Here is a 19,369-nt window from a genome sequence, read left to right on the forward strand (position 1 = left end):
AGCCGCACCCTCCCCGCTCCGTAGCTTCGGAAGTGCCGACGACGCGTCGGCACGACCTGGAGGGGACATCATGACCATCACCGAGCACGAGGCGCGGGTCGCGCCCGAGCCCATCGACACAGAGAGCACGGCCGACACGGTCGACGACGCCGCAGTCGACGCCTTCGGCGAGCGCATGTTCGCGTCGATCCTCGGCGCGGTCGAGACGATGGCGGTGCACGTCGGCGGCCGGCTGGGCTGGTACGACGCTCTCTCGGGCGGCGCCGCCCTGGCGGCCCCCGAGCTCGCCGCCCGCACCGACACCGATGCGCGCTACGCGCGGGAGTGGCTGGAGCAACAGGCATCCGTCGGCATTCTCACCGTCGACGACCCCGCGGCGCCCGCCGACGAGCGTCGGTACTCGCTGCCGGCGCACGCCGAGCCGGTGCTGACCGACCGGAGGAACCTCGCCTACATCGCGCCGCTCGCGCGCATGTTCGCCGCCGCGAGCCAGGCGATGCCCGGCATCCTCGACGCGTACCGCACGGGCGGTGGCGTGAGCTGGCAGCAGTTCGGCGCCGACGCCCGCGAGTCGCAGGCCGAGGGCAACCGCCCCTGGTTCGACGCGATGCCCGCGGTGCTGGCCGACGTGCCGCACGTGCACGAGGCGCTGTCGCGGCCGGATGCCCGCATCGCCGACGTCGGCATGGGCCTCGGTTGGTCGTCGATCGCGCTGGCGTCGGCGTACCCGCAGCTGCGGGTCGAGGGCTTCGACGTCGACACCGCCTCGGTGGTCGCCGCGGGCGAGAACGCGCGGGAGGCGGGCGTGGCCGATCGCGTGCGGTTCCAGGCGACGGATGCCGCCGAGCTGGCCGAGCACGGCCCGTTCGACGCGATCTTCGCCTTCGAGTGCATCCACGACCTGCCCCACCCGGTCGAGGTGCTGCGGGCGATGCGCGACGCCGTACGCCCGGGCGGCTCGGTCGTGATCATGGATGAGGCGGTCGCCGACGCCTTCGCGCCGAACGCCGGCGACCTCGACCGGCTGATGTACGGCTTCAGCCTGTTCGTCTGCCTGCCCGACGGCCGCTCGCACGGGTCGAGCGCCGCCACCGGCACCGTCATGCGCCCCGACACGCTGCGCGGGTACGCCCGCGAGGCCGGCTGGAGCGACGTGCGCGTGATCGTGCCCGAGTTCGGCTTCTGGCGCTTCTACGAGCTCATCTGACGGATGCCTCGCACAGCCCGCCGTCCCGGGGCATGATGGGCCCATGCCAGCCGCCCATCGCCCCGGACTGCGGGTCACTGCCGGGCTCACGATTCCCGAGTCGGAGCTGACCTGGCGCTTCTCGCGGTCGTCGGGCCCGGGCGGGCAGGGCGTGAACACTGCCGACTCCCGGGTCGAGCTCGTGTGGGATGTCGCGGGCTCGACCGCGCTCTCGGCGCAGCAGCGCGAGCGCCTGCTCGACCGCCTGAGCGGTCGACTGGTGCACGGGGTGCTGACGATCGCCGCATCCGAGCACCGGGCCCAGCTGCGCAACCGGGACGCCGCCCGGGCGCGGCTCGCCGAGCTCGTCGGCGACGCCCTGCGCCCGCCGGCGCCGTCGCGCCGACCGACCAAGCCGAGCCGCGGCTCGAAGGAACGTCGCCTCAGCGCGAAGAAGCGCCGCACCGACGTCAAGCGCCTGCGGCGCCCGCCCGTCGACTGACTCGCGCCCGGGCCGAGCCGCAGGTTACATCGTGTACGACGTGCTAGGTGGATGGCCGTAGATTGCTGGTGTCGAGCACGAATCCCTTTGCGGCGAGGCGCTCGAGCATCTGTCGTCTCTCCTGCGTGTCCGCCTCGTTGGGGTGCGAAGAGTTCGCGCCGTCTTCCCTAGGCGTCTTCATTGCAAACTCGAAGGCCCCGCGGTCAGGGTCTGAGAGCGAACTACTCGCGACGGTCAGGAACTCATCGAAGTGGAGCCGTGCACGGAGGTGCCTCTCCAACTCGGTCCGCTGAGCCTCCGCAGCCGAGCGGGTGCGAAAGCGGATCTCTTCTGCTTCGGCCCGCAGTTTCTCGGCCTCTGCTGTGTTCCGTTCGGCTTCTGCGTCAGCGGCCCGGCCCTCCGCCCTTCGTGCGGAGCTGTTGCTGAAAGTGTCCACGACAGTTGCGATGGCCTGTAAGCCCTTCACGAGTACCCACGACCATCCAGCGATGAGTATCCCGACTTCGAGCGGACTTCCGTAGTGTATGTGGGAGAGCTTCACCTCCCTCGGCAGTCGCCCAACGTGACCCACATACTCCACGCGGGCCATTAGCGTTGCGAGCTCGATCACAGATTCGACATCCGCCATGTCTTGCTCGAACCCAGCAAGCGTCACGTTCGGCGACTCATTGATGATCAACGACACCGACGACGCCTGTGTGTTGGTACGAATGCCCGGCATAGGCGGAGCATATCGTCGCTTGGGGCTCGAACTAGATGGCAACATGGCCGGCAAGTGGGCACGGCTCCTAGATATTGCTTCGCTGGAATGGTCGAGAGACAGCACGTCGCCAAGCGGGGCTTGCGTGCTTTGCGCCGCAAGGGCGCTCGCCGAGAGGGGGCACGTATCGACTCTGTGGCGCCGACAGCCACGCTGGCTACTCGGGCGCGCAGCTCGCGCAATTTGCTGTCTCCGCGCAACTGGCGGTCGAGGGCATGGCGTTCAGTGCCGGTGACTGCACAATCGATGCGCTAGATGTACTGACCCGGATCGTTGTTGACGTAGGAGAGGCCTCCGGGCGGCCTGGGGTGAGATGCTTCTAGCGCGCTAACGCATGAGTGACGGACACCTCGGTGTCGTGTGGCCCCGGGGCGCACGTCCTGCACCGCATGTCAGCAGAGGCCAGTCTTGCCATGGATCACAATTGGACGTGAGAGCTCATCCACCAACGTCTTCCCGAACATGGCGCGAGGGAATCCAACGTGCGAGCTCTTCCAGCAACGTCTCCCGGAATATGGCGCGAGCGAGCGAACTCGTCTCATCCGGCTCCCAAGATCTCGAGACCTCCTCTGGTGTGCGGCCCGCCGATAGTTGCTCTCGAATCCACACGCGGTCTCGGTCCTTGTCTGCTTCTCGCGCCGCCCTGTGCTGGGCCTGCCACGCCTCGTGGGCCTCGCGCCGTTCCTGAGTGCGACGCGCCATGCACGGTTCGCAGATGTCCGACCAAGAGGTTCGACTCCTTATCCGGATCTCGGTGTCGCAGCCCCCAACGCACCAAACCACTACTTCGCTGGAGCCGGAATGCCTGTGCACAGCAGCCGCGCCTCCTTCTATCGCAAAGGCGTCGGAGATGTCTCGTGCCCTGATGTCGGGGTGATCCCAGTACAGCGCCCGGACAGTCTCTCGACTCACGTGTTGGTTGTTGAGATCCAAGGCCGAGCCATACCTCTGGATCATGGGACCTACGGCGTCACGTGCCAGTTGGAGGCGCCGTTCGGCTTCATCGCGGGCCGCTCGCGCAGCCGCAACTTCCGCGGCGGCCCGCCACATCTGGGCCTCACACTCAGCGATGAGTTCGGTCGAGGTACTCAATCGGTCTCGCCGGTCAACCCGTGCCATGTACGTAGAGTACTGATGTCCACCGACGCCTGACTGGCACTCAGGGCTGTAGGACGGCTGTAGGACGGTCTCTGCTCTGAACATGCGCGGCGGCAACATGGACGGCCCTTGTTGACAGCCTCGGCATATCGGATCATCGGCCCGGCCGCGCGTCAGGACTTCGCGTGATGGCGGCGTGCGGAGCGCAACCCGGGGTGGGTTGGCGAGTTAAAGATGAAACCGTCGTGACCCAAGGATCTACGACGGTTTCCGAAACCCAAACGGCCGTTGCCGTGGGAATATGACCCCATACTATCCTCGCTAGCGTGATCCCACAACTGCATCCGGCCGAGCAGACGGCGCTTGTCCAGAGTCTTGCCAAGCAACGTCTTCGGCGATTCCGGGCTGCCACCGCAGGTGACAAGGATGCCGTCGCGCTGTACCTCATCGATGCAGAACTTGCAGCGAATCTCCATGCTGGCGTGAGATTCGCGGAGGTCGCTCTGCGGGAGACCATTCACCGCTCGCTCGCAGCACAGTACGGCGAGCGATGGTTTCAGAACCAGAGAGAACTGCTGGACGCAACCGCAGACGAGGCGTTCTCTGAGGCCGAGGCCGCCGTAGGTGTTAACGCTCCGTCGGGCAAGATCATCGCCCAGGTGATGCTGGGCACATGGGTCAACCTGCTAGGCAGGGGGGACAAGAGGTCAGACGGGTCGCGTGCCTACTACGTCCGGGATCTCTGGGAACCCGCGCTCAAGCACAGGCTCTCGGCGCCACGCAGGGATATTGCGCGACTCGCGCAACGCGTCAACTGGGCACGCAACCGCATCAGCCATTGCGAACCGGTTGTGTTCGGATGCCCCATGCCCGGACTGGGAACCGACGGTGTTCAGGTTCGTCGTTCGCCAGCACTGATCTTCGCCGATGTGCAGAACCTGCTGCGGTTCACGACTTTGAACTTCGCTGGCTGGCTCGATCGATGGGAAACCACACACGGGCTATGCGCACACCCACTCGTGGAACGAGCACTAGATCACATTGCTACCGACAAGACCATCCAGCTTGAGCGATAGCCGATCGAGGTCCCAGATGCGGGATGACGGGTGAGGCGTTGCCAAGGACGGCGCTGTCCGGCAAGAGTCGGCTCGGGACACGAGAACCTCCGGTTCAGGGGGTAGTGGAAGCAGTTCCACTCCGCCGGGAGGTTCTCGTAGCGTCACGGCATCCAGGTCAAAGAATATCCCTGGGCACTACCCATGGTTCCACTGCTCAAGTCGGTTCGTCTAGGAAGCCCCTCGCACGCAAGGCGTCCACGAGCGGACCAGCGACTTCATCGCCCAGTTCCGATCGAATCAAATCAACGAGCCGACGAACTCGGTAGGAAAGACCAAATCCGCTTCGGACTGTGTTCCTTGCACGTGCCGCGAAGAACTCGACCAACTCTGGCCCGTGGGCGGCGAGGACTCCGGCCGGAAAGTCGGTCAGAACGGACTGCTCGCCAAACCCGGGGGCCCGCCCGTCAAAAAGCGCGATGCCATCGGGGATAGCGGTGCCGCAAAATGGGACGGCGTCAGCCCAGCACGCGAGCTCATCTGCTGATGCGATACGCGGGACTCCATTGAGTCGATCATGGACGTGAGCGCGCAACCACCGCTCCCAAATCGCCGCGCCATCAACCCGATCAACGCGGAGAAGTCTAGTGATTGACCCCGCGAAGCGCTCCGCGTACGCACCGTTCTCCGAAAGCACACTTCGGTCAAGTAGCCCCTGACGCTCTTCGTTCGTGACGCCCGAAAACGAAGCGACCGAAACCACGACGCCGAAGAACTGCTGCCGGATCGTCTCTTCAACGATGCTCCCGAGTCGATCCCATGCAGCCACCATTGCGTCAAGCAGACCTGCCGCGAGCAATCTGTCGTTGTATCGCGGGTGGTGCAGGAACGCGTTCCAGACGAGCGCAGCGCTCTCGGCGTCGTTGAACAGCGGGAGAAGGTGCGCAGAGGCAAAGTCGGCGTCTGCCATAAACAGGAAGAACAACTGGCTCGTGAACGCGGGACGTGTCGCGTCGAGGGCGTGGGATGGGCCGGCTAGAAGCTGAATCACCGCCTCTTGCTCCTCTTCGTTGAGGCCAGCCCAAACGTCTCGGTCCTGCCTCCAACGCCTATCGATTTCGGTCAGCCAGTAGAGGGCAAGGCTCCCAGGCCACGAGTTCAGATACAAAGGTGCCAACGACATCACGTCAACACCTTGGGCATGACTAAACGCACTACCATGTGCAAGCCAAAGCGCCCGCGCCATGGCTCGCATGTTCTTCAGCGAGTCATCTTCAACATCATCGACTCGCTTTCGTACCTGCTCAACTAGGAATCGACCAACCTGAAAGGCCGCCTCAGCGTCTGGCACAAGCGTGCTCGTCCTCTCAATAGCAACGAGTGCTGAAGAATTGAGATCAGCTTTCGACCATCCAGCCACGATTGCGCGAAGCATCTCAGCCTGTCGCGGCTGATCTGCGACCTGCAAGAGGACTTCGTCCCACAGGCTGTCACCAATCGATGCGTCGCTCTCTACCGACTGCGTGAGCAAAGAAAGCGTGTCACGCCAGGTCGGCTCATCGAACGCCCGCTCAGAGAAGTCTCTCGAGAGCAGATCCGCGAGTGTCGTCGCGGCATCGGCGCGGATGCCAGCCGTGAACTCGGATGGATCTACGGGCAGTCGACCGCCCCATGTGCCGGACGACATCCATGTGTCGAAGTCCGGATGATCTCTCGGAGCAAAGTCCTGGTTCGCTTGTCGGATGGCCTCGAGAGCGGAGCTTGCCTCTACCCACGACGGCGCGTGGGCGACCAGCCACACTAGCAAGTTGTACTTGCCGTACTCCACGTGCCGATCGCGATCAGGAGATTCCGCGGGGAGATCCGGCCCGACCATTACGGTCTCGAGCACCCGCCCTCGAGTCTCGCTGGATGCACCGGCGACGCTGGCAGCTAGGACGGCATAGGTTTCATGCTTCAGACCGTCCTCGTAGAGATCGCTTCGGTCCAGCAGCCATTCGAGCTTGGAATTCGAGTCGAGATCCGAATCTACCGCCGTCAGGTGTAGAGCGACTCGCTGGAAGAGTTGGCGCCCAGTTGCCCACCATCTACCGGGCAGGTCCCGTTGAGTTGCATACACTCGAAGACCGAAGTCGCGCAGTGCATCGATGATCGCATCGATGGGCTCGCGGAACTCATCCTGCGGATGCGGTTCAATCGCCGAACGACCGAATGAAAGCGCGTCCCAACCGGGCTCCCCACGATATGTATCGAGCAGGTCATAGGCCGCGGTCAATGCCTCCTCGAGCGCGAGACCCAGCGATTGATCCCCGGGCCGCGCCGCTTGAACTGCAGCGGACAGGTGAGGGGTTAGCGCATACTCGTCGCCATGCCAACTGACGTCGGCGTCGGGCACGGCCGTCGGGGTCTCGGGCTCCTCGAGGAACCATCGAGGCTTGAGGACCAGAAACGGGCGGATAGCGAAACGCAGGACGGAAACACTTCGCGGCGCTGCGCCGGGAACGAACGGAAGCAACACGTCCGATCGCGCGGGCGCGGTAAACCCGTGCACCGACGTCGCGAGAAAGGCGCGCCACCGTGCTCCTGCTGTCGGGTCTGCCTGATCTAACTCCTCAACGGAGAAGCCAGCCGTTGTGAACAACGGTTCCGCGAACGTCTGGCCGAGGCGCTGCACAGTCTGAAGTGCGGCTCCATGCAAGCCTGGGGCAGCGAGGAACGTGCGGCAGAACCATTTCCCTAGGATGGCCGAGGCCTCGTCCACGTCCCCGGGCTCAAAGAGCTCTCTGAAACCCGCGAAACTCTCCAGCCAGCGAAGCCACTCGAGCTTCAGCTCAGTCGACTCGGACGTGGTCGCCTTTGCAAAGTCGGAAGCACCCTCACGGCAAGTTAGCCGCTCAATCAGATAGTCGCGATCCACCGGAGTAAGAGTCGGACCAGCGGAAACGATCTCCTGGATCCGGGCGCCATGCTCGATCTGTCCCATCCGAGCGCGGACATCCCACGCTATGAGGGCTCGAACGAGCGCCCCATGATCATGACCCGACACCGGGTACGCCACGGGCCGGACGCCGAGTCGTTTCCACTTGATGTCATGTGCGCTGTCGGCGCTGGTTAGGGCAAAGCGGGGGGTGCCAGAAGGCAGGCCTAGTGCGAGATAACGCATGATCGGGTCGTCGTGACTATAGCCAATGAAGACGACGGTGAACCGCTGGAACATAGGCAATAGAAACCGCGTCGCCCATGCAGCGGTGAGGTAGGCGCGGCCGAAGTCTTGATCGGTGAGAACAAGTTCGCGCGGATGCCGTGTCACCGAGCCGTGAAGGTGTACGAGCCCTTCAAAGTCATCCCCGAGAGGTAGCGCCGGTCCGATCCACTTGTCCGCAATAGCGATGCCCTCACTAGCAGCTGCTGAGGCAAGATGGTCATCGAAGTTGGTCGTCACCACCCTCAAGGAGCCTGTGGCAGAAGCTAGTCGGACGATAGCGCCGTGGGTCGAGTTCGGCATTGAGTTGGCAGTCGAGATGATGTCTCGAGTGTGACCGTGGGCGTCGAAATCATCCGGCATCGAGCCGAGGAAATAGTCGATCGCGACCGCGTCGTCGTATGGGACGCGAGCTAGGACCGCCAACTTCTCGGCGAGCACCCCAAACAGCGGAAGATCTGAAGGGGGTGCAACGCTTGCTCCTGCACCAACGAAGAACACGAGGCGACCTTCTGCCTGTGCGGCGAGCACTTCATCGGGCAGTTCAACATCACCGGTGATCCACATTAGCCGATCAAAGCCTCATTCATTGCAAGGAGTTGCGCCTCGTTGTCTCCGCGCGGCCTGTTTGCTTCCGCCCAATGGGGCTGCACCAGACACCTGTGGGGCTTCGGCTTCGCTGACCGCGCCATCTCGAACTCTCTCACACGGAGCGTCATAGCTCCTGACTCTCACCACACGGAAAAACTCACGTTACCCCGGCGCAGAGAATTGTGCGGGGAGGTAGGTGCCGTGAGTCGCCCTACGGTTCGGGCGCGCGTACTGTACGAAGGACCATGACGCGATGGAGGCGAGAACCACTTGACCAATCAGGATCCGGATGCGGGTGTTCGTCCCAGTTTGGACGAACTTCGCGAGCGGGCTCTCTGGATCATCCAGCAGGTTCTCGTGCCGATTCCGGTACGAGTCCGGGCGCTGGTCCCGATGAAATCAGTCGGTGACGCCTACGAGGAGCTCGCCGAAGCGCTGCGGGACGAAGATGTCGACACGCTCACTGAACGACTCGACGATATTCGGACTTACGCCGAGGCGCTCGTGGAGAGCGCCCGCACCGTGCAGGCAACGGTGGTCGACTACGCAGTCGAGCGGGGGCTCCATTTGGATCCTGAGGATGTAGATCGATGGAGCGAACCGGAACTTTCAGCGCGTGTAGGCCTGAAGCACCGCGAGGCTGCACACAACATTGTCACGTACACCCTCTACTCGCGTCCCGGCAATGAACTGATCGGAGAGGTTACTGGTTCCGCCTCAAGTTCGTATCTCGAAGCAATGGACCTCGCACAGGACGAGGCGAATGCGCGCGGTGTGCAGATCAGTGTCCTTGGCGACAGGGGGTCAGTCGGCTTCGCCAGCCCTAAGGCGGGCTACCCGTAGACAAACGGGCGCTTGTCAGAAGTACCCTAGCTGCCGGTCGGCCGACTCCTGCTGCAATCGTGTGGGTCCTCAGGTGCCCGATCGGCCTTGCCTCGTTCGGGAGTTTGTACGTGTGCAGGCAGCCGGCACCGTCGTGGAGGGAGGCAGCCCGCCCGCGCCGGCGTTTTGACGGTGGCTCCGACCGGCATGAATCCGGCGACTCATCGATCTTCAGGCGAAAGTTCTCTCGGATTCGCGGCCGATGTGGGCTACTGGCTGTCAATGCGCCACCACCGCGGAGTACCGCGCCACCAACTCGCGCTTGAGCACCTTGCCGCTGGCACCCAGCGGCAGCTCGGCGACGAAGTCGATGTGGCGGGGGTACTTGTAGGCGGCCATGCGCTCCTGGGCCCAGGCGATGAGCTCGGCCTCGGTGACGGATGCGCCGGGCTCGAGCACGGCCGCGGCGTTGACCTCCTGGCCGCGGGTCTCATCTGAGAGGCCGAAGACGGCGATGTTGGCGACGTCGGGGTGCTGGATGAGCACGGCCTCGACCTCGCTCGGGTAGACGTTGTAGCCGTTGCGCACGATCATGTCCTTCTTGCGGTCGCAGATCGTGATGTAGTCGTCGTCGTCCTTCGTGCCGATGTCGCCGGTGCGGAACCAGCCGTCGGTGAACGCCGCCTCCGTGGCATCCGGCATCGCCAAATAGCCCGCGAACAGCGCGTGCCCGCGCACCACGATCTCGCCGGCCTCGCCGTGCGGCAGCAGCACGATTTGATCCTCGACCTCGGCGTCGGCGATCTCCACGTCGACGCCCCAGAGCGGGGTGCCGACCGTGCCGGGGCGGGTGGGCACGCCGACCGAGTTGAACGCCACGGTCGGCGACGTCTCGGTCAGCCCGTACCCCTCGTGCACCTCGGCACCGAACGTGCGCTCGAACTCCTCGAGCACGCTCACCGGCAGCGCCGCCCCGCCCGACACGGCGAAGCGCAGCTGCGGGTGCTCCGACTGCCGGCGCGCCGCGTGCAGCAGCGCGATGTACATGGTCGGCACGGCCGTGAACAGCGTCGCGCCGTGCTTCGTCATGAGCGCGAGCGCCTCGTCGGCGTCGAACTTCGGCAGCAGGATGATCGCCGCGCCCTTGCGGAACGAGATGTTCAGCACCGACATCTGCCCATAGGTATGGAACAGGGGCAGGCCGCCGAAGAGCACGTCGTCGCTCTGCAGCGGGAACGTGTCGATGAGGTTCGTGTTGACCTGCTCGATCATGCCGAGGTGCATGCCGACCGCGCCCTTCGGCTTGCCGGTCGTGCCGCTCGTGTAGAGCACCGTGGCGGCGTCCATCGGCGAGACCGACGCGTAGCGCTCGATGGGCACGGCGACGGATGCCTCGTCCTCCAGCCGCGGCACCGGAACCTGGTCCTTCATGGCCTCGGGCAGCAGCACCGAGACCATCGGCACGCCCGCACGCGCGGCGGCCGCCCCGGCCTCCTGCAGCATCGGCGCGGCGACGACCGCGAGCTTCGCGCCCGAGTCGCGCAGCACGTACTCGATCTCGTCGGCCTTGAACAGCAGGTGCACGGGCACGACGACCGCACCGAGCGAGAGCACCGCGTAGTAGACGCGCGGGAAGTCGGGCACGTTCGGCACGATCATCGCGACGCGGTCGCCCGGGCCGATGCCGCGGTCGCGCAGGGCGCCGGCGTAGGCGCGGGTCTGGCGCCACAGGTCGCCGTACGTGGTCTTCTCGTCGTTCCAGATGAGGGCGACGTTGTCGGGCATGCGGTGCGCGGTCTCGGAGAGGATCGCCGCGATCGACATGGTCGCGCGGCCGTAGCCGTCGATGATGCGGTCGGTCATGTCAGGGTGCCTTTCGTCGTCGTTGACGTGCCGGGGAAGGGCCAGGCGGGGTCGCGCAGCTGTGCGCGCCCCAGGGAGTTCAGGTGCACCTCGTCGGGGCCGTCGGCGAGGCGCAGGGTACGGGCGGCAGCGTACATCTCGGCGAGCGGGTGGTCGCTCGAGACTCCACCGCCCCCGTGCAGCTGCATCGCGCGGTCGAGGATGCCCTGCACGGTGCCGGGCACGGCGATCTTGATCGACTGGATCTCGGTCATCGCCTGCCGGTTGCCGACGGTGTCCATGAGCCACGCGGTCTTCAGCACGAGCAGGCGCATGGCCTCGAGCTCGACGCGCGAACGGGCGATCCACTCGCGCACCACGCCCTGCTCGGCGAGCGGCCGGCCGAACGCGACCCGCGACCCGGCGCGCTCGCGCATCAGCTCGATGGCGCGCTCGCCCATGCCGATGAGGCGCATGCAGTGGTGGATGCGACCGGGCCCGAGCCGCGCCTGCGCCATCGCGAACCCCTCGCCCTCGCCGCCGAGCAGGTTCGACACCGGCACGCGCACGTCGTGGAACGCGACCTCCGCGTGCCCGCCGTGGTCGCGGTCGTCGTAGCCGAACACGGTGAGCGGCCGCACGACCTCGACGCCGGGGGCGTCACGGGGCACGAGCACCATCGACTGCTGGCGATGGCGCGGAGCATCCGGGTCGGTCTTGCCCATCACGATGAACAGCGTCGCGTCGGGGTTCATCGCCCCGGTCGACCACCACTTGCGCCCCGAGATCACGAACTCGTCGCCGTCGCGGCGGATGCGGGTGGCGATGTTCGTCGCATCCGACGACGCGACCTCGGGCTCGGTCATGCAGAAGGCCGAGCGGATGCGCGCATCGAGCAGCGGGGCCAGCCACTCGTCGCGCTGCGAAGCCGTGCCGAAGTCGTTGAGCAGCTCCATGTTGCCCGTGTCGGGCGCGGCGCAGTTCATCGCGACCGGCGCGAGCTTCGGGCTGCGCCCGCTGAGCTCGGCAACGGGGGCGTAGTCGAGGTTCGACAATCCTGCGCTTCCGTCGTCGCGGGTGCCGGGCAGGAACAGGTTCCACAGCCCGCGCTCGCGGGCCGCCCGCCGCAGGTCGTCGACGACCGGGCGGAAGCCCCACTCGTCGGGCGTCGCCGCGAGCTGCTCCGCGAGCACCGGCTCCGCGGGCAGCACCTCCTCGTCGAGGAACCGGCGGGTCTCGTCGGCGACGGCGGCGGCGCGGGCGCTGGGCGCGAAGTCCATCAGGCGTCCTCCTCGAGCGCGCGCAGGCCGTAGCGCGCGAGCGGCGCGACGAGGTTGCCGATGCCGTCGAACCCGGGCCCGAGCGTCTCGCCGGCCTCGTGCCGGTAGTGGATGCCCTCGAGGATGATCGCGAGCTTCAGCGCCGCGAACGCGAGGTACCACGACAGCGACGGCAGGCGGATGCCCCTGAGCTCGGCGTACCTCGCGCACAGCTCGTCGAACTCGGGATACCCGACGGCCGGGTCGATGGCCGTGAGGCCGAGGTCGGGCGAGCCGAGGCCGACCTCGGCGAGGTTCCAGTAGAGGCCGAGCAGCCCGAGGTCGGCGAGCGAGTCGCCGATGGTCGCCATCTCCCAGTCGAGGATCGCCGCGACGCTCGCGCGGCCGCCGGCGTCTTGCGCGACGAGCACGTTGTCGAGCCGGAAGTCGCCGTGCAGCAGCGACGTGAATCTGGTCTCGGGGATGTCGTTCGCGATGCGGTCGAGCAGCCGGTCGAGGTCGGGCAGGTCGCGGCTGCGCGAGCCGTCGTACTGCTGCCCCCACCGGCGCACCTGGCGCGCGAGGTACCCGTCGGGCCGGCCGAAGTCGGCGAGGCCCACGTCGGCCGGGTCGAGCTCGTGCAGCGCGGCGAGCGTCTCGACGAGGCGGAAGCCCAGGCCGTTGAGCGTCTCGGGGTCGAAGCCGGCGTTGTCGGCCGCGGTGCGCAGGATGCGTCCCTCGACCAGTTCCATCAGGTAGAAGTCGGTGCCGACGCCAGCGGTGCCGTCGGTGTCGTCGACGAGCACGTAGGCGGCGGGCACGGGCACGTCGGTGCCGGCGAGCGCGGAGATGATGCGGAACTCGCGGCCCATGTCGTGCGCGGTGCGCAGCACGTGTCCGAGCGGCGGGCGGCGCAGCACCATCGGGCGGGCGCCGCCGTCGATGCGGTACGTGAGGTTGGACTTGCCGCCGGCGAGGAGCGTGGCCGTCAGCGCGCCGTCGAGCGGGTCTGCGCCGAGCAGGTCGGGGCGGTGGTCGGCGAGCCAGGCGCGCAGCGCGACCGGGTCGACCCCGGCGGGTGCGGCCGTGTCGACCGCCGCCGCGGTGCGGGTGCCGCGCTCGGCGGTGGGCGCCAGTGCTTCGTCCACGTCTCGTCCTCCCGGCCGGGCCGCGTCGTCGCGGGATCCCGGTGTCGAGAGACTAGCATACCGCCCGGTCGGTTTATTGTGAGCGACGTGTGCGGACCGGGCGCGCGGGCGTTCCGCGGCGGGCTGGGGCGGCGGTTCAGGCCGGTAGGCGCCGTCGGTCAGCCCGGCGGCGAGCTCAGCCCTCGCCGCCGGCGACGACGAGCTCGCGCTCCATCGCCACCCGCAGCGTGGCCGGCACCGGCGTCGGCCGGCGCGACTCGCGGTCGACGAACACGTGCACGAAGCGCCCGGTCGCGAGCAGTTCGGCGTCGGATGCCCGGAAGATGCCGGTCTCCCACGTCACGCTCGACGTGCCCAGGCGCCCGATGCGCACGCCCACCTCGAGCACGTCGGGGTAGGCGCCCGACGCGTGGTAGTCGCACGACGAGCTCACCACGAGTCCGATCGCGTCGCCCTGCTCGATGTCGAGCCCGCGCGCGATCATCCAGGCGTTCACCGCGCTGTCCATCGCCGCGTAGTAGACGACGTTGTTCACGTGCCCGTACACGTCGTTGTCGTTCCACCTCGTCGGGAACGACGCCAGGTGGCCGTAGTCGGCTGGGCGAGGCATCCGCTCGCCCTCTGCCGTGCCGGCGCTCGCCGGGCGCGTGCCGCTCATCGCCCGAGCACCAGCGCGAACGCGTCGCGCGCCTTGGCAGCGTCGGGTTCGTCGCCCGTGATGAGGTCGGCGTAGATGAACGACTCGGCGATGCGCGCGAGCAGGTACGCCAGGTCGGCCGTCGGCAGCGGTGGCGCGTAGGTGCCGCGCACGGCCTCCTCGTCGATCGCGGTCTCGATGACGACGCGCAGCCGGCGCTGGATCTCGCTGTCTGCGGTCGTGAGCAGCCGCAGCGCGCGGGCGGGCTCGCGGGTGAGGAAGGTGCGGAAGTAGTCGGCGTCGATCAGGGCGTCGACGAACGCGCTCAGCAGCTCGACCAGGCGCGCGGGGCCGTGCAGCTCGGGGTGGTCGGCGCGGTCGAGGGTCGGGATCGCGAGCGACCAGAGCACCTCGCTGAGCAGCGCGTCGCGGTTGCCGACCCAGCGGAACAGCGACGTGCGGTCGACGCCGAGGTCGGCCGCGAGCGCGCCCATGTCGATGCGCGACCCGGCGATGAACTCGTGCCGCGCGGCCCGGAAGGCCCGCAGCGCGTCGGCGTGCGGTTCGCCCGACATGCCGAGGCGATCGCTGAGCCGGGTCGGCACGGCGCGCACGGCCACGAGCCCGAGACGAGGGGCGGATGCCTCGTCGGCGGCCGGTTCCGCGGGTCGTGTGCCCGTGGCATCCGTCGTCGTCATCGCCGCTCCTCTCACCGGTTCGCAGCCCCACTGTAACCCGGCCGCTGGACAAGTGTGCAACAATCCGTAGAATGTTGCACGCCCCGACCGGGGATGCACCGACGACGCTGTCGAGAGGACGCCGACGATGACCGACCAGATGACCACGCTGACCGAGACCCCGCTGCTCGCGGCGGACTTCTACGGGTTCCAGTCGACGCTCACGCCTGAGGAGCAGGCGTCGCTCGGCCGCATCCGCGCCTTCCTCGAGGGGGAGCTGAAGCCCATCGCCGACGAGTACTGGGACCGCGCCGAGAGCGCCGTGCACCTCATTCCCCGCTTCGCCGAACTCGGCGTCTTCGGCGCCGCCTGGCCCGAGACCCGCCAGTTCGAGAACAGCGAGCTGTACCGGGCGTGGGTCGCGCTCGAGATCGCGCGGGTCGATCCGTCGAGCTGCACGCTCGTGGGCGTGCACAACGGGCTCGGCATGACCTCGATCGCCGTCGGCGGCTCGGAGGAGCAGAAGGCCGAGTGGATGGGCCCGATGGCGCGGGGCGAGGTCATCGGCGCGTTCGGGCTCACCGAGCCGGGGCACGGCTCCGACACCGCGCGCGGGCTGGAGACCACCGCCACCCGCCGCGGCGACGAGTGGGTGCTGAACGGCGCCAAGCGCTGGATCGGCAACGCCACCTTCGCCGACATGGTCATCATCTGGGCGCGTGACACCGCCGACGACCAGGTCAAGGGCTTCATCGTGCGCACGCCCGCGATCGGGTTCACCGCGACGAAGATCGAGCGGAAGCAGTCGCTGCGCGGCGTGCAGAACGCCGACATCGTGCTCGAGGACGTCGTCGTGCCCGAGCGCGATCGCCTGCAGCGCATCGACTCGTTCCGCGACCTCGCCGTCGTGCTGCGCCTCACCCGCGCCGGCGTCGCCTGGCAGGCCATCGGCGTCGCCGTCGGCGCCTACGAGGCCGCGCTCGCCTACTCGAAGGAGCGCGTGCAGTTCGGCAAGCCGATCGCGTCGTACCAGCTCACCCAGGAGAAGCTCGCCACCGCGCTGTCGAACATCACCGCGTCGATCGCGATGTGCGTGCGCCTCGCCGAGATGGAGGGCGAGGGCGAGCAGCACGACCACCACTCCGCCATGGCCAAGGCGTTCACGACCAAAATGATGCGCGAGACCGTCGCGCTCTGCCGCGAGATCGCGGGCGGCAACGGCATCCAGCTCGACCACGGGCTCGCACGGTTCTTCGCCGACGCCGAGGCCGTCTACACGTTCGAGGGCACGTACGACATGAACCAGCTCATCGTCGGCCGCGCCATCACGGGCATCGCGGCGTTCCGCTGAGCGTGCATCCAGTGGCATCCGTCACCCTTGACCCAGACCCCGCAGGCGCGGTCGCCGGCCTGCGGGAACCCCGACCCGAAGGAGCATCCGCATGACCGAAGCAGTGATCGTCTCGACCGCCCGCTCGCCCATCGGGCGCGCCCGCAAGGGATCGCTCGTGAGCATGCGCGGCGACGACATGGCCGTGCAGATGGTCGCCGCCGCCCTCGCGAAGGTGCCCGAGCTCGACCCGCACGAGATCGACGACCTCATCATGGGCTGCGGACAGCCCGGCGGTGAGCAGGGCATGAACATCGGGCGCGTGGTCGCGGTGCTGCTCGGCATGGACCACCTGCCCGGCACGACCGTGAACCGGTACTGCTCGTCGAGCCTGCAGTCGACGCGCATGGCGTTCCACGCGATCAAGGCGGGCGAGGGCGACGTGTTCATCTCAGCCGGCGTCGAGGCCGTGAGCCGCATGGGCATCGGGTCGGCCGACTGGATTCCGGGCGCCGAGCTCGAGAACCCGGTGTTCGGGGAGGCCGTGGCGCGGTCGGCGCGGTCTGCCGAGGGCGGGACGACCTGGCACGACCCGCGCGAGGACGACCTGCTGCCCGACGTGTACATCGCGATGGGCCAGACCGCCGAGAACGTGGCGCAGCTCACGGGCGTCTCGCGCGAGGAGCAGGACGAGTACGCCGCGCTCAGCCAGAACCGGGCCGAGCAGGCGATCGCCGACGGGTTCTACGAACGCGACATCACGCCGCTGACGCTGCCCGACGGGTCGGTGGTGTCGTCGGATGACGGGCCGCGGCCCGGAGTGACCGTCGAGGCGCTCGCCGGGCTGCAGCCGGTGTTCCGGCCCGACGGCACGGTCACGGCCGGCAACGCGTGCCCGCTCAACGACGGCGCCGCTGCGCTCGTGGTGATGAGCGATGCGAAGGCCGCCGAGCTGGGGCTGACGCCGCTCGCGCGGATCGTGTCGACCGGGGTGACCGGGCTCTCGCCCGAGATCATGGGGCTCGGGCCGGTGGAGGCGAGCCGGCAGGCGCTTGGGCGTGCCGGGCTGACGATCGACGACATCGACCTCGTCGAGCTGAACGAGGCGTTCGCGGCACAGGTCATTCCGTCGGCGCGCGAGCTCGGCGTCTCGTGGGACAAGCTCAACGTGCACGGCGGCGCGATCGCGGTGGGGCATCCGTTCGGCATGACCGGTGCGCGCATCACGTCGACGCTGCTCAACGGCCTGCGGGCGCGCGACGCGCAGTTCGGCCTCGAGACCATGTGCGTCGGCGGCGGCCAGGGCATGGCGATGGTGGTCGAGCGGCTGAGCTGAGGGCTGCGGGGCGGTCCGTTGGGTCGGGCCGCCCGCGCCGCATCAGGCGCGGCCGAGGATGCGCGCGACGATGAGCTCGGGCGACTCGTCGGGGCCGATGCGCTGCTCCTCGACGAAGGCGAGCGGCTGCCAGCCGTGGTACCACTCGCGCATCTCATCGACGCCGAACTCGTTGGCCAGCGGACGCGTCGCGTGCCGTCGCGCGGTCTCGTCGAAGTCGAGGTCGAACGCGAAGAACCGGGCGTCCGTCGAGTGCGCGGCGATGCGTTCGATCATCTCGCCGTAGCGGTGGGTGCTCAGGATGCCCTCGAGGATGACGTGGTCGCCGCGACGGAGGCAGTGCACCGCCGCGAGCTCGAGCAGCTCGGCGTGCGCCATGTCGTTGTGGTCCGACTCGCGGTAGACCTCGCGGCGGAAGTGGTCCTGCCCGAGATTCGCGGTCGGCCCCTCGAGCTCGGCCTGCAGCAGGCGCGCGACGGTGCTCTTCCCCGACCCCGAGTTGCCGCGCAGCACGATCAGCACAGTGGGGAGACTAGCGCCATCACTCCGCGCGTGTCGCCCCCAACGAGTCGTCATGAAGTGTCGTTATCCATGCTCGGAGTCCGACATTTCATGACGACTCGGGAATCGAGAACGCGAGTCAGTCAGGGGGCGGGGCGCGGCACGACGAGCGTCAGCCACTGGGCCGCGAGGGCGGGCGTCTCCGACTCCTCGATCTCGACGGTGAGGTCCTGCGTCACGCGGACGCCGGATCGCCCCGGCGTGGCATCCGTCACCTGTCCCACCACCCGCACGCGCGAGCCGACCGTCACCGGCGCGAGAAACCGCACGCGGTCGAAGCCGTAGTTCACGCCCATCGCGACGCCGCGCACGTCGAGCAGTGGTGACGCGAGCGCCGACAGCAGCGACAGCGTCAGGAAGCCGTGCGCGATCGGCGCGCCGAACGGGCCGGCCTTCGCGCGGTCGACGTCGACGTGGATCCACTGGTGGTCCTCGGTCGCGCGGGCGAACTCGTCGATGCGCGCCTGGTCGATGGTGAACCACTCGCCGGGGCCGAGCGAGACGGGGCCGGCGGCGACCGCCTCGACCAGCGCGGCGGGGGAGTCGAAGGTCGCGGTCACGAGGTCGGCCCGCCCGCCACGTAGAGCACCTGGCCCGAGCAGAAGCCGGCCTCCTCGGAGCAGAAGTACGACGCAGCCGCCGCGATGTCGTCGGGCACGCCCGCGCGCTGCACCGGGATCTGCTGCACGGTCGCGGCGACGAACTCGTCGAACGGCACGCCGATGCGCTCGGCCGTCGCGCGGGTCATGTCGGTCTGGATGAACCCCGGCGCGATCGCGTTCGCGGTCACGCCGTAGCGGCCCAGCTCGATCGCGAGCGTCTTCGTGAAGCCCTGCATGCCCGCCTTCGCGGCCGCGTAGTTCGCCTGCCCGCGGTTGCCGAGCGCAGACGTGCTCGACAGGTTCACGATGCGCCCCCACTTCGCCTCGACCTGGTGCGCCTGCACCGCGCGGCTCATCAGGAACGCGCCGCGCAGGTGCACCTGCATCACCAGGTCCCAGTCGTCGTCGGTCATCTTGAAGAGCAGATTGTCGCGCAGGATGCCGGCGTTGTTGACCAGGATCGTCGGCGCACCGAGCTCGTCGGCGACGCGGGCGACGGCGGATGCCACGGCGGCGGAGTCGGACACGTCGGCGCCGATGCCGATCGCGCGGCCGCCCGCGGCGGTGATCGCGTCGACCGTCTCGGCGGTCGCCGCCTCCTGCAGGTCGATCACGGCGACGGCGTTGCCGTCGGCGGCCAGGCGTCGGGCGACGGCGGCGCCGATGCCGCGGGCGGCGCCGGTGACGATGGCGATGCGTTCGGTCATGGGGTTCCTCTCGGTGGTGGTGGGGCTGGTGCGTGGTCGGGATGGTTCGGCGGG

General features: G+C 67.9%; 16 protein-coding genes. 6 read left to right on the forward strand and 10 right to left on the reverse strand.

The features are described 5' to 3' along the window. Positions 1-70 precede the first annotated feature (70 nt). Positions 71-1,207, forward strand: coding sequence for a class I SAM-dependent methyltransferase (locus QMG39_RS08845; protein WP_281884125.1), 1,137 nt, complete (start codon positions 71-73; stop codon positions 1,205-1,207). Positions 1,208-1,250: 43 nt separating this feature from the next. Beyond that, positions 1,251-1,688, forward strand: coding sequence for an alternative ribosome rescue aminoacyl-tRNA hydrolase ArfB (arfB, locus tag QMG39_RS08850; protein WP_281884127.1), 438 nt, complete (start codon positions 1,251-1,253; stop codon positions 1,686-1,688). Positions 1,689-1,731: 43 nt separating this feature from the next. Here arfB and QMG39_RS08855 read toward each other — a convergent pair whose 3' ends face one another. Next, positions 1,732-2,373: a hypothetical protein gene (locus tag QMG39_RS08855; RefSeq protein WP_281884129.1), complete on the reverse strand. Its 642-nt coding sequence runs from the start codon at positions 2,371-2,373 to the stop codon at positions 1,732-1,734. A gap of 1,499 nt (positions 2,374-3,872) precedes the next feature. Here QMG39_RS08855 and QMG39_RS08860 point away from each other — a divergent pair. Then, the gene (locus tag QMG39_RS08860; protein WP_281884131.1) at positions 3,873-4,622 is read left to right on the forward strand and encodes a hypothetical protein; all 750 of its coding nucleotides are present in this window, start codon (positions 3,873-3,875) and stop codon (positions 4,620-4,622) included. Between the two features lie 196 nt (positions 4,623-4,818). Here the strand turns inward: QMG39_RS08860 and QMG39_RS08865 are convergent, their stop codons facing one another. After that, the gene (locus QMG39_RS08865) at positions 4,819-8,370 is read right to left on the reverse strand and encodes an SIR2 family protein (RefSeq protein ID WP_281884133.1); all 3,552 of its coding nucleotides are present in this window, start codon (positions 8,368-8,370) and stop codon (positions 4,819-4,821) included. Between the two features lie 294 nt (positions 8,371-8,664). Here QMG39_RS08865 and QMG39_RS08870 point away from each other — a divergent pair, with 294 nt between their 5' ends. Then, positions 8,665-9,237 (forward strand): hypothetical protein, encoded by a 573-nt coding sequence (locus QMG39_RS08870; RefSeq protein ID WP_281884135.1) that lies wholly within the window; start codon positions 8,665-8,667, stop codon positions 9,235-9,237. A gap of 258 nt (positions 9,238-9,495) precedes the next feature. On the opposite strand, the gene QMG39_RS08875 is transcribed toward QMG39_RS08870, so the two are convergent. From QMG39_RS08875 to QMG39_RS08895, 5 genes are all read right to left on the reverse strand, one after another. Next, positions 9,496-11,079 (reverse strand): long-chain-fatty-acid--CoA ligase, encoded by a 1,584-nt coding sequence (locus QMG39_RS08875; RefSeq protein WP_281884137.1) that lies wholly within the window; start codon positions 11,077-11,079, stop codon positions 9,496-9,498. After that, positions 11,076-12,338 carry an acyl-CoA dehydrogenase family protein gene (locus QMG39_RS08880; protein ID WP_281884139.1) on the reverse strand — a complete coding sequence of 421 codons (1,263 nt, stop codon included), beginning with the start codon at positions 12,336-12,338 and terminating at the stop codon, positions 11,076-11,078. The genes QMG39_RS08875 and QMG39_RS08880 overlap by 4 nt, the downstream gene beginning before the upstream one ends. Then, positions 12,338-13,465 carry a phosphotransferase family protein gene (locus QMG39_RS08885; protein WP_281884141.1) on the reverse strand — a complete coding sequence of 376 codons (1,128 nt, stop codon included), beginning with the start codon at positions 13,463-13,465 and terminating at the stop codon, positions 12,338-12,340. The genes QMG39_RS08880 and QMG39_RS08885 overlap by 1 nt, the downstream gene beginning before the upstream one ends. Positions 13,466-13,640: 175 nt before the next feature. Beyond that, positions 13,641-14,075, reverse strand: a complete 435-nt coding sequence (locus QMG39_RS08890) for an acyl-CoA thioesterase (RefSeq protein WP_281884143.1) — start codon at positions 14,073-14,075, stop codon at positions 13,641-13,643. A 44-nt stretch (positions 14,076-14,119) separates the two neighbouring features. After that, complete coding sequence (locus QMG39_RS08895; protein ID WP_281884145.1) at positions 14,120-14,800, reverse strand: QsdR family transcriptional regulator; 681 nt, start codon at positions 14,798-14,800, stop codon at positions 14,120-14,122. Positions 14,801-14,927: 127 nt separating this feature from the next. Between QMG39_RS08895 and QMG39_RS08900 the strand changes: the two genes are divergently transcribed. Both QMG39_RS08900 and QMG39_RS08905 read left to right on the forward strand, forming a co-directional pair. Beyond that, a complete protein-coding gene (locus QMG39_RS08900; protein WP_281884146.1) occupies positions 14,928-16,130 on the forward strand; it encodes an acyl-CoA dehydrogenase family protein in 1,203 nt (400 codons plus the stop codon). 91 nt (positions 16,131-16,221) lie between these two features. Next, positions 16,222-17,445, forward strand: coding sequence for an acetyl-CoA C-acetyltransferase (locus QMG39_RS08905; RefSeq protein WP_281884148.1), 1,224 nt, complete (start codon positions 16,222-16,224; stop codon positions 17,443-17,445). 42 nt (positions 17,446-17,487) lie between these two features. On the opposite strand, the gene QMG39_RS08910 is transcribed toward QMG39_RS08905, so the two are convergent. The 3 genes from QMG39_RS08910 to QMG39_RS08920 all read right to left on the reverse strand — a co-directional run bounded on the left by QMG39_RS08910 (position 17,488) and on the right by QMG39_RS08920 (position 19,315). Continuing rightward, positions 17,488-17,967 carry an AAA family ATPase gene (locus QMG39_RS08910; RefSeq protein ID WP_281884150.1) on the reverse strand — a complete coding sequence of 160 codons (480 nt, stop codon included), beginning with the start codon at positions 17,965-17,967 and terminating at the stop codon, positions 17,488-17,490. Between the two features lie 122 nt (positions 17,968-18,089). Further along, positions 18,090-18,566, reverse strand: coding sequence for a MaoC family dehydratase (locus QMG39_RS08915; protein WP_281884152.1), 477 nt, complete (start codon positions 18,564-18,566; stop codon positions 18,090-18,092). Further along, complete coding sequence (locus tag QMG39_RS08920; protein ID WP_281884154.1) at positions 18,563-19,315, reverse strand: SDR family oxidoreductase; 753 nt, start codon at positions 19,313-19,315, stop codon at positions 18,563-18,565. The genes QMG39_RS08915 and QMG39_RS08920 overlap by 4 nt, the downstream gene beginning before the upstream one ends. Positions 19,316-19,369 lie beyond the last annotated feature (54 nt).

The organism is Agromyces rhizosphaerae, from assembly GCF_027925245.1.
GTDB lineage: Bacteria > Actinomycetota > Actinomycetes > Actinomycetales > Microbacteriaceae > Agromyces > Agromyces rhizosphaerae.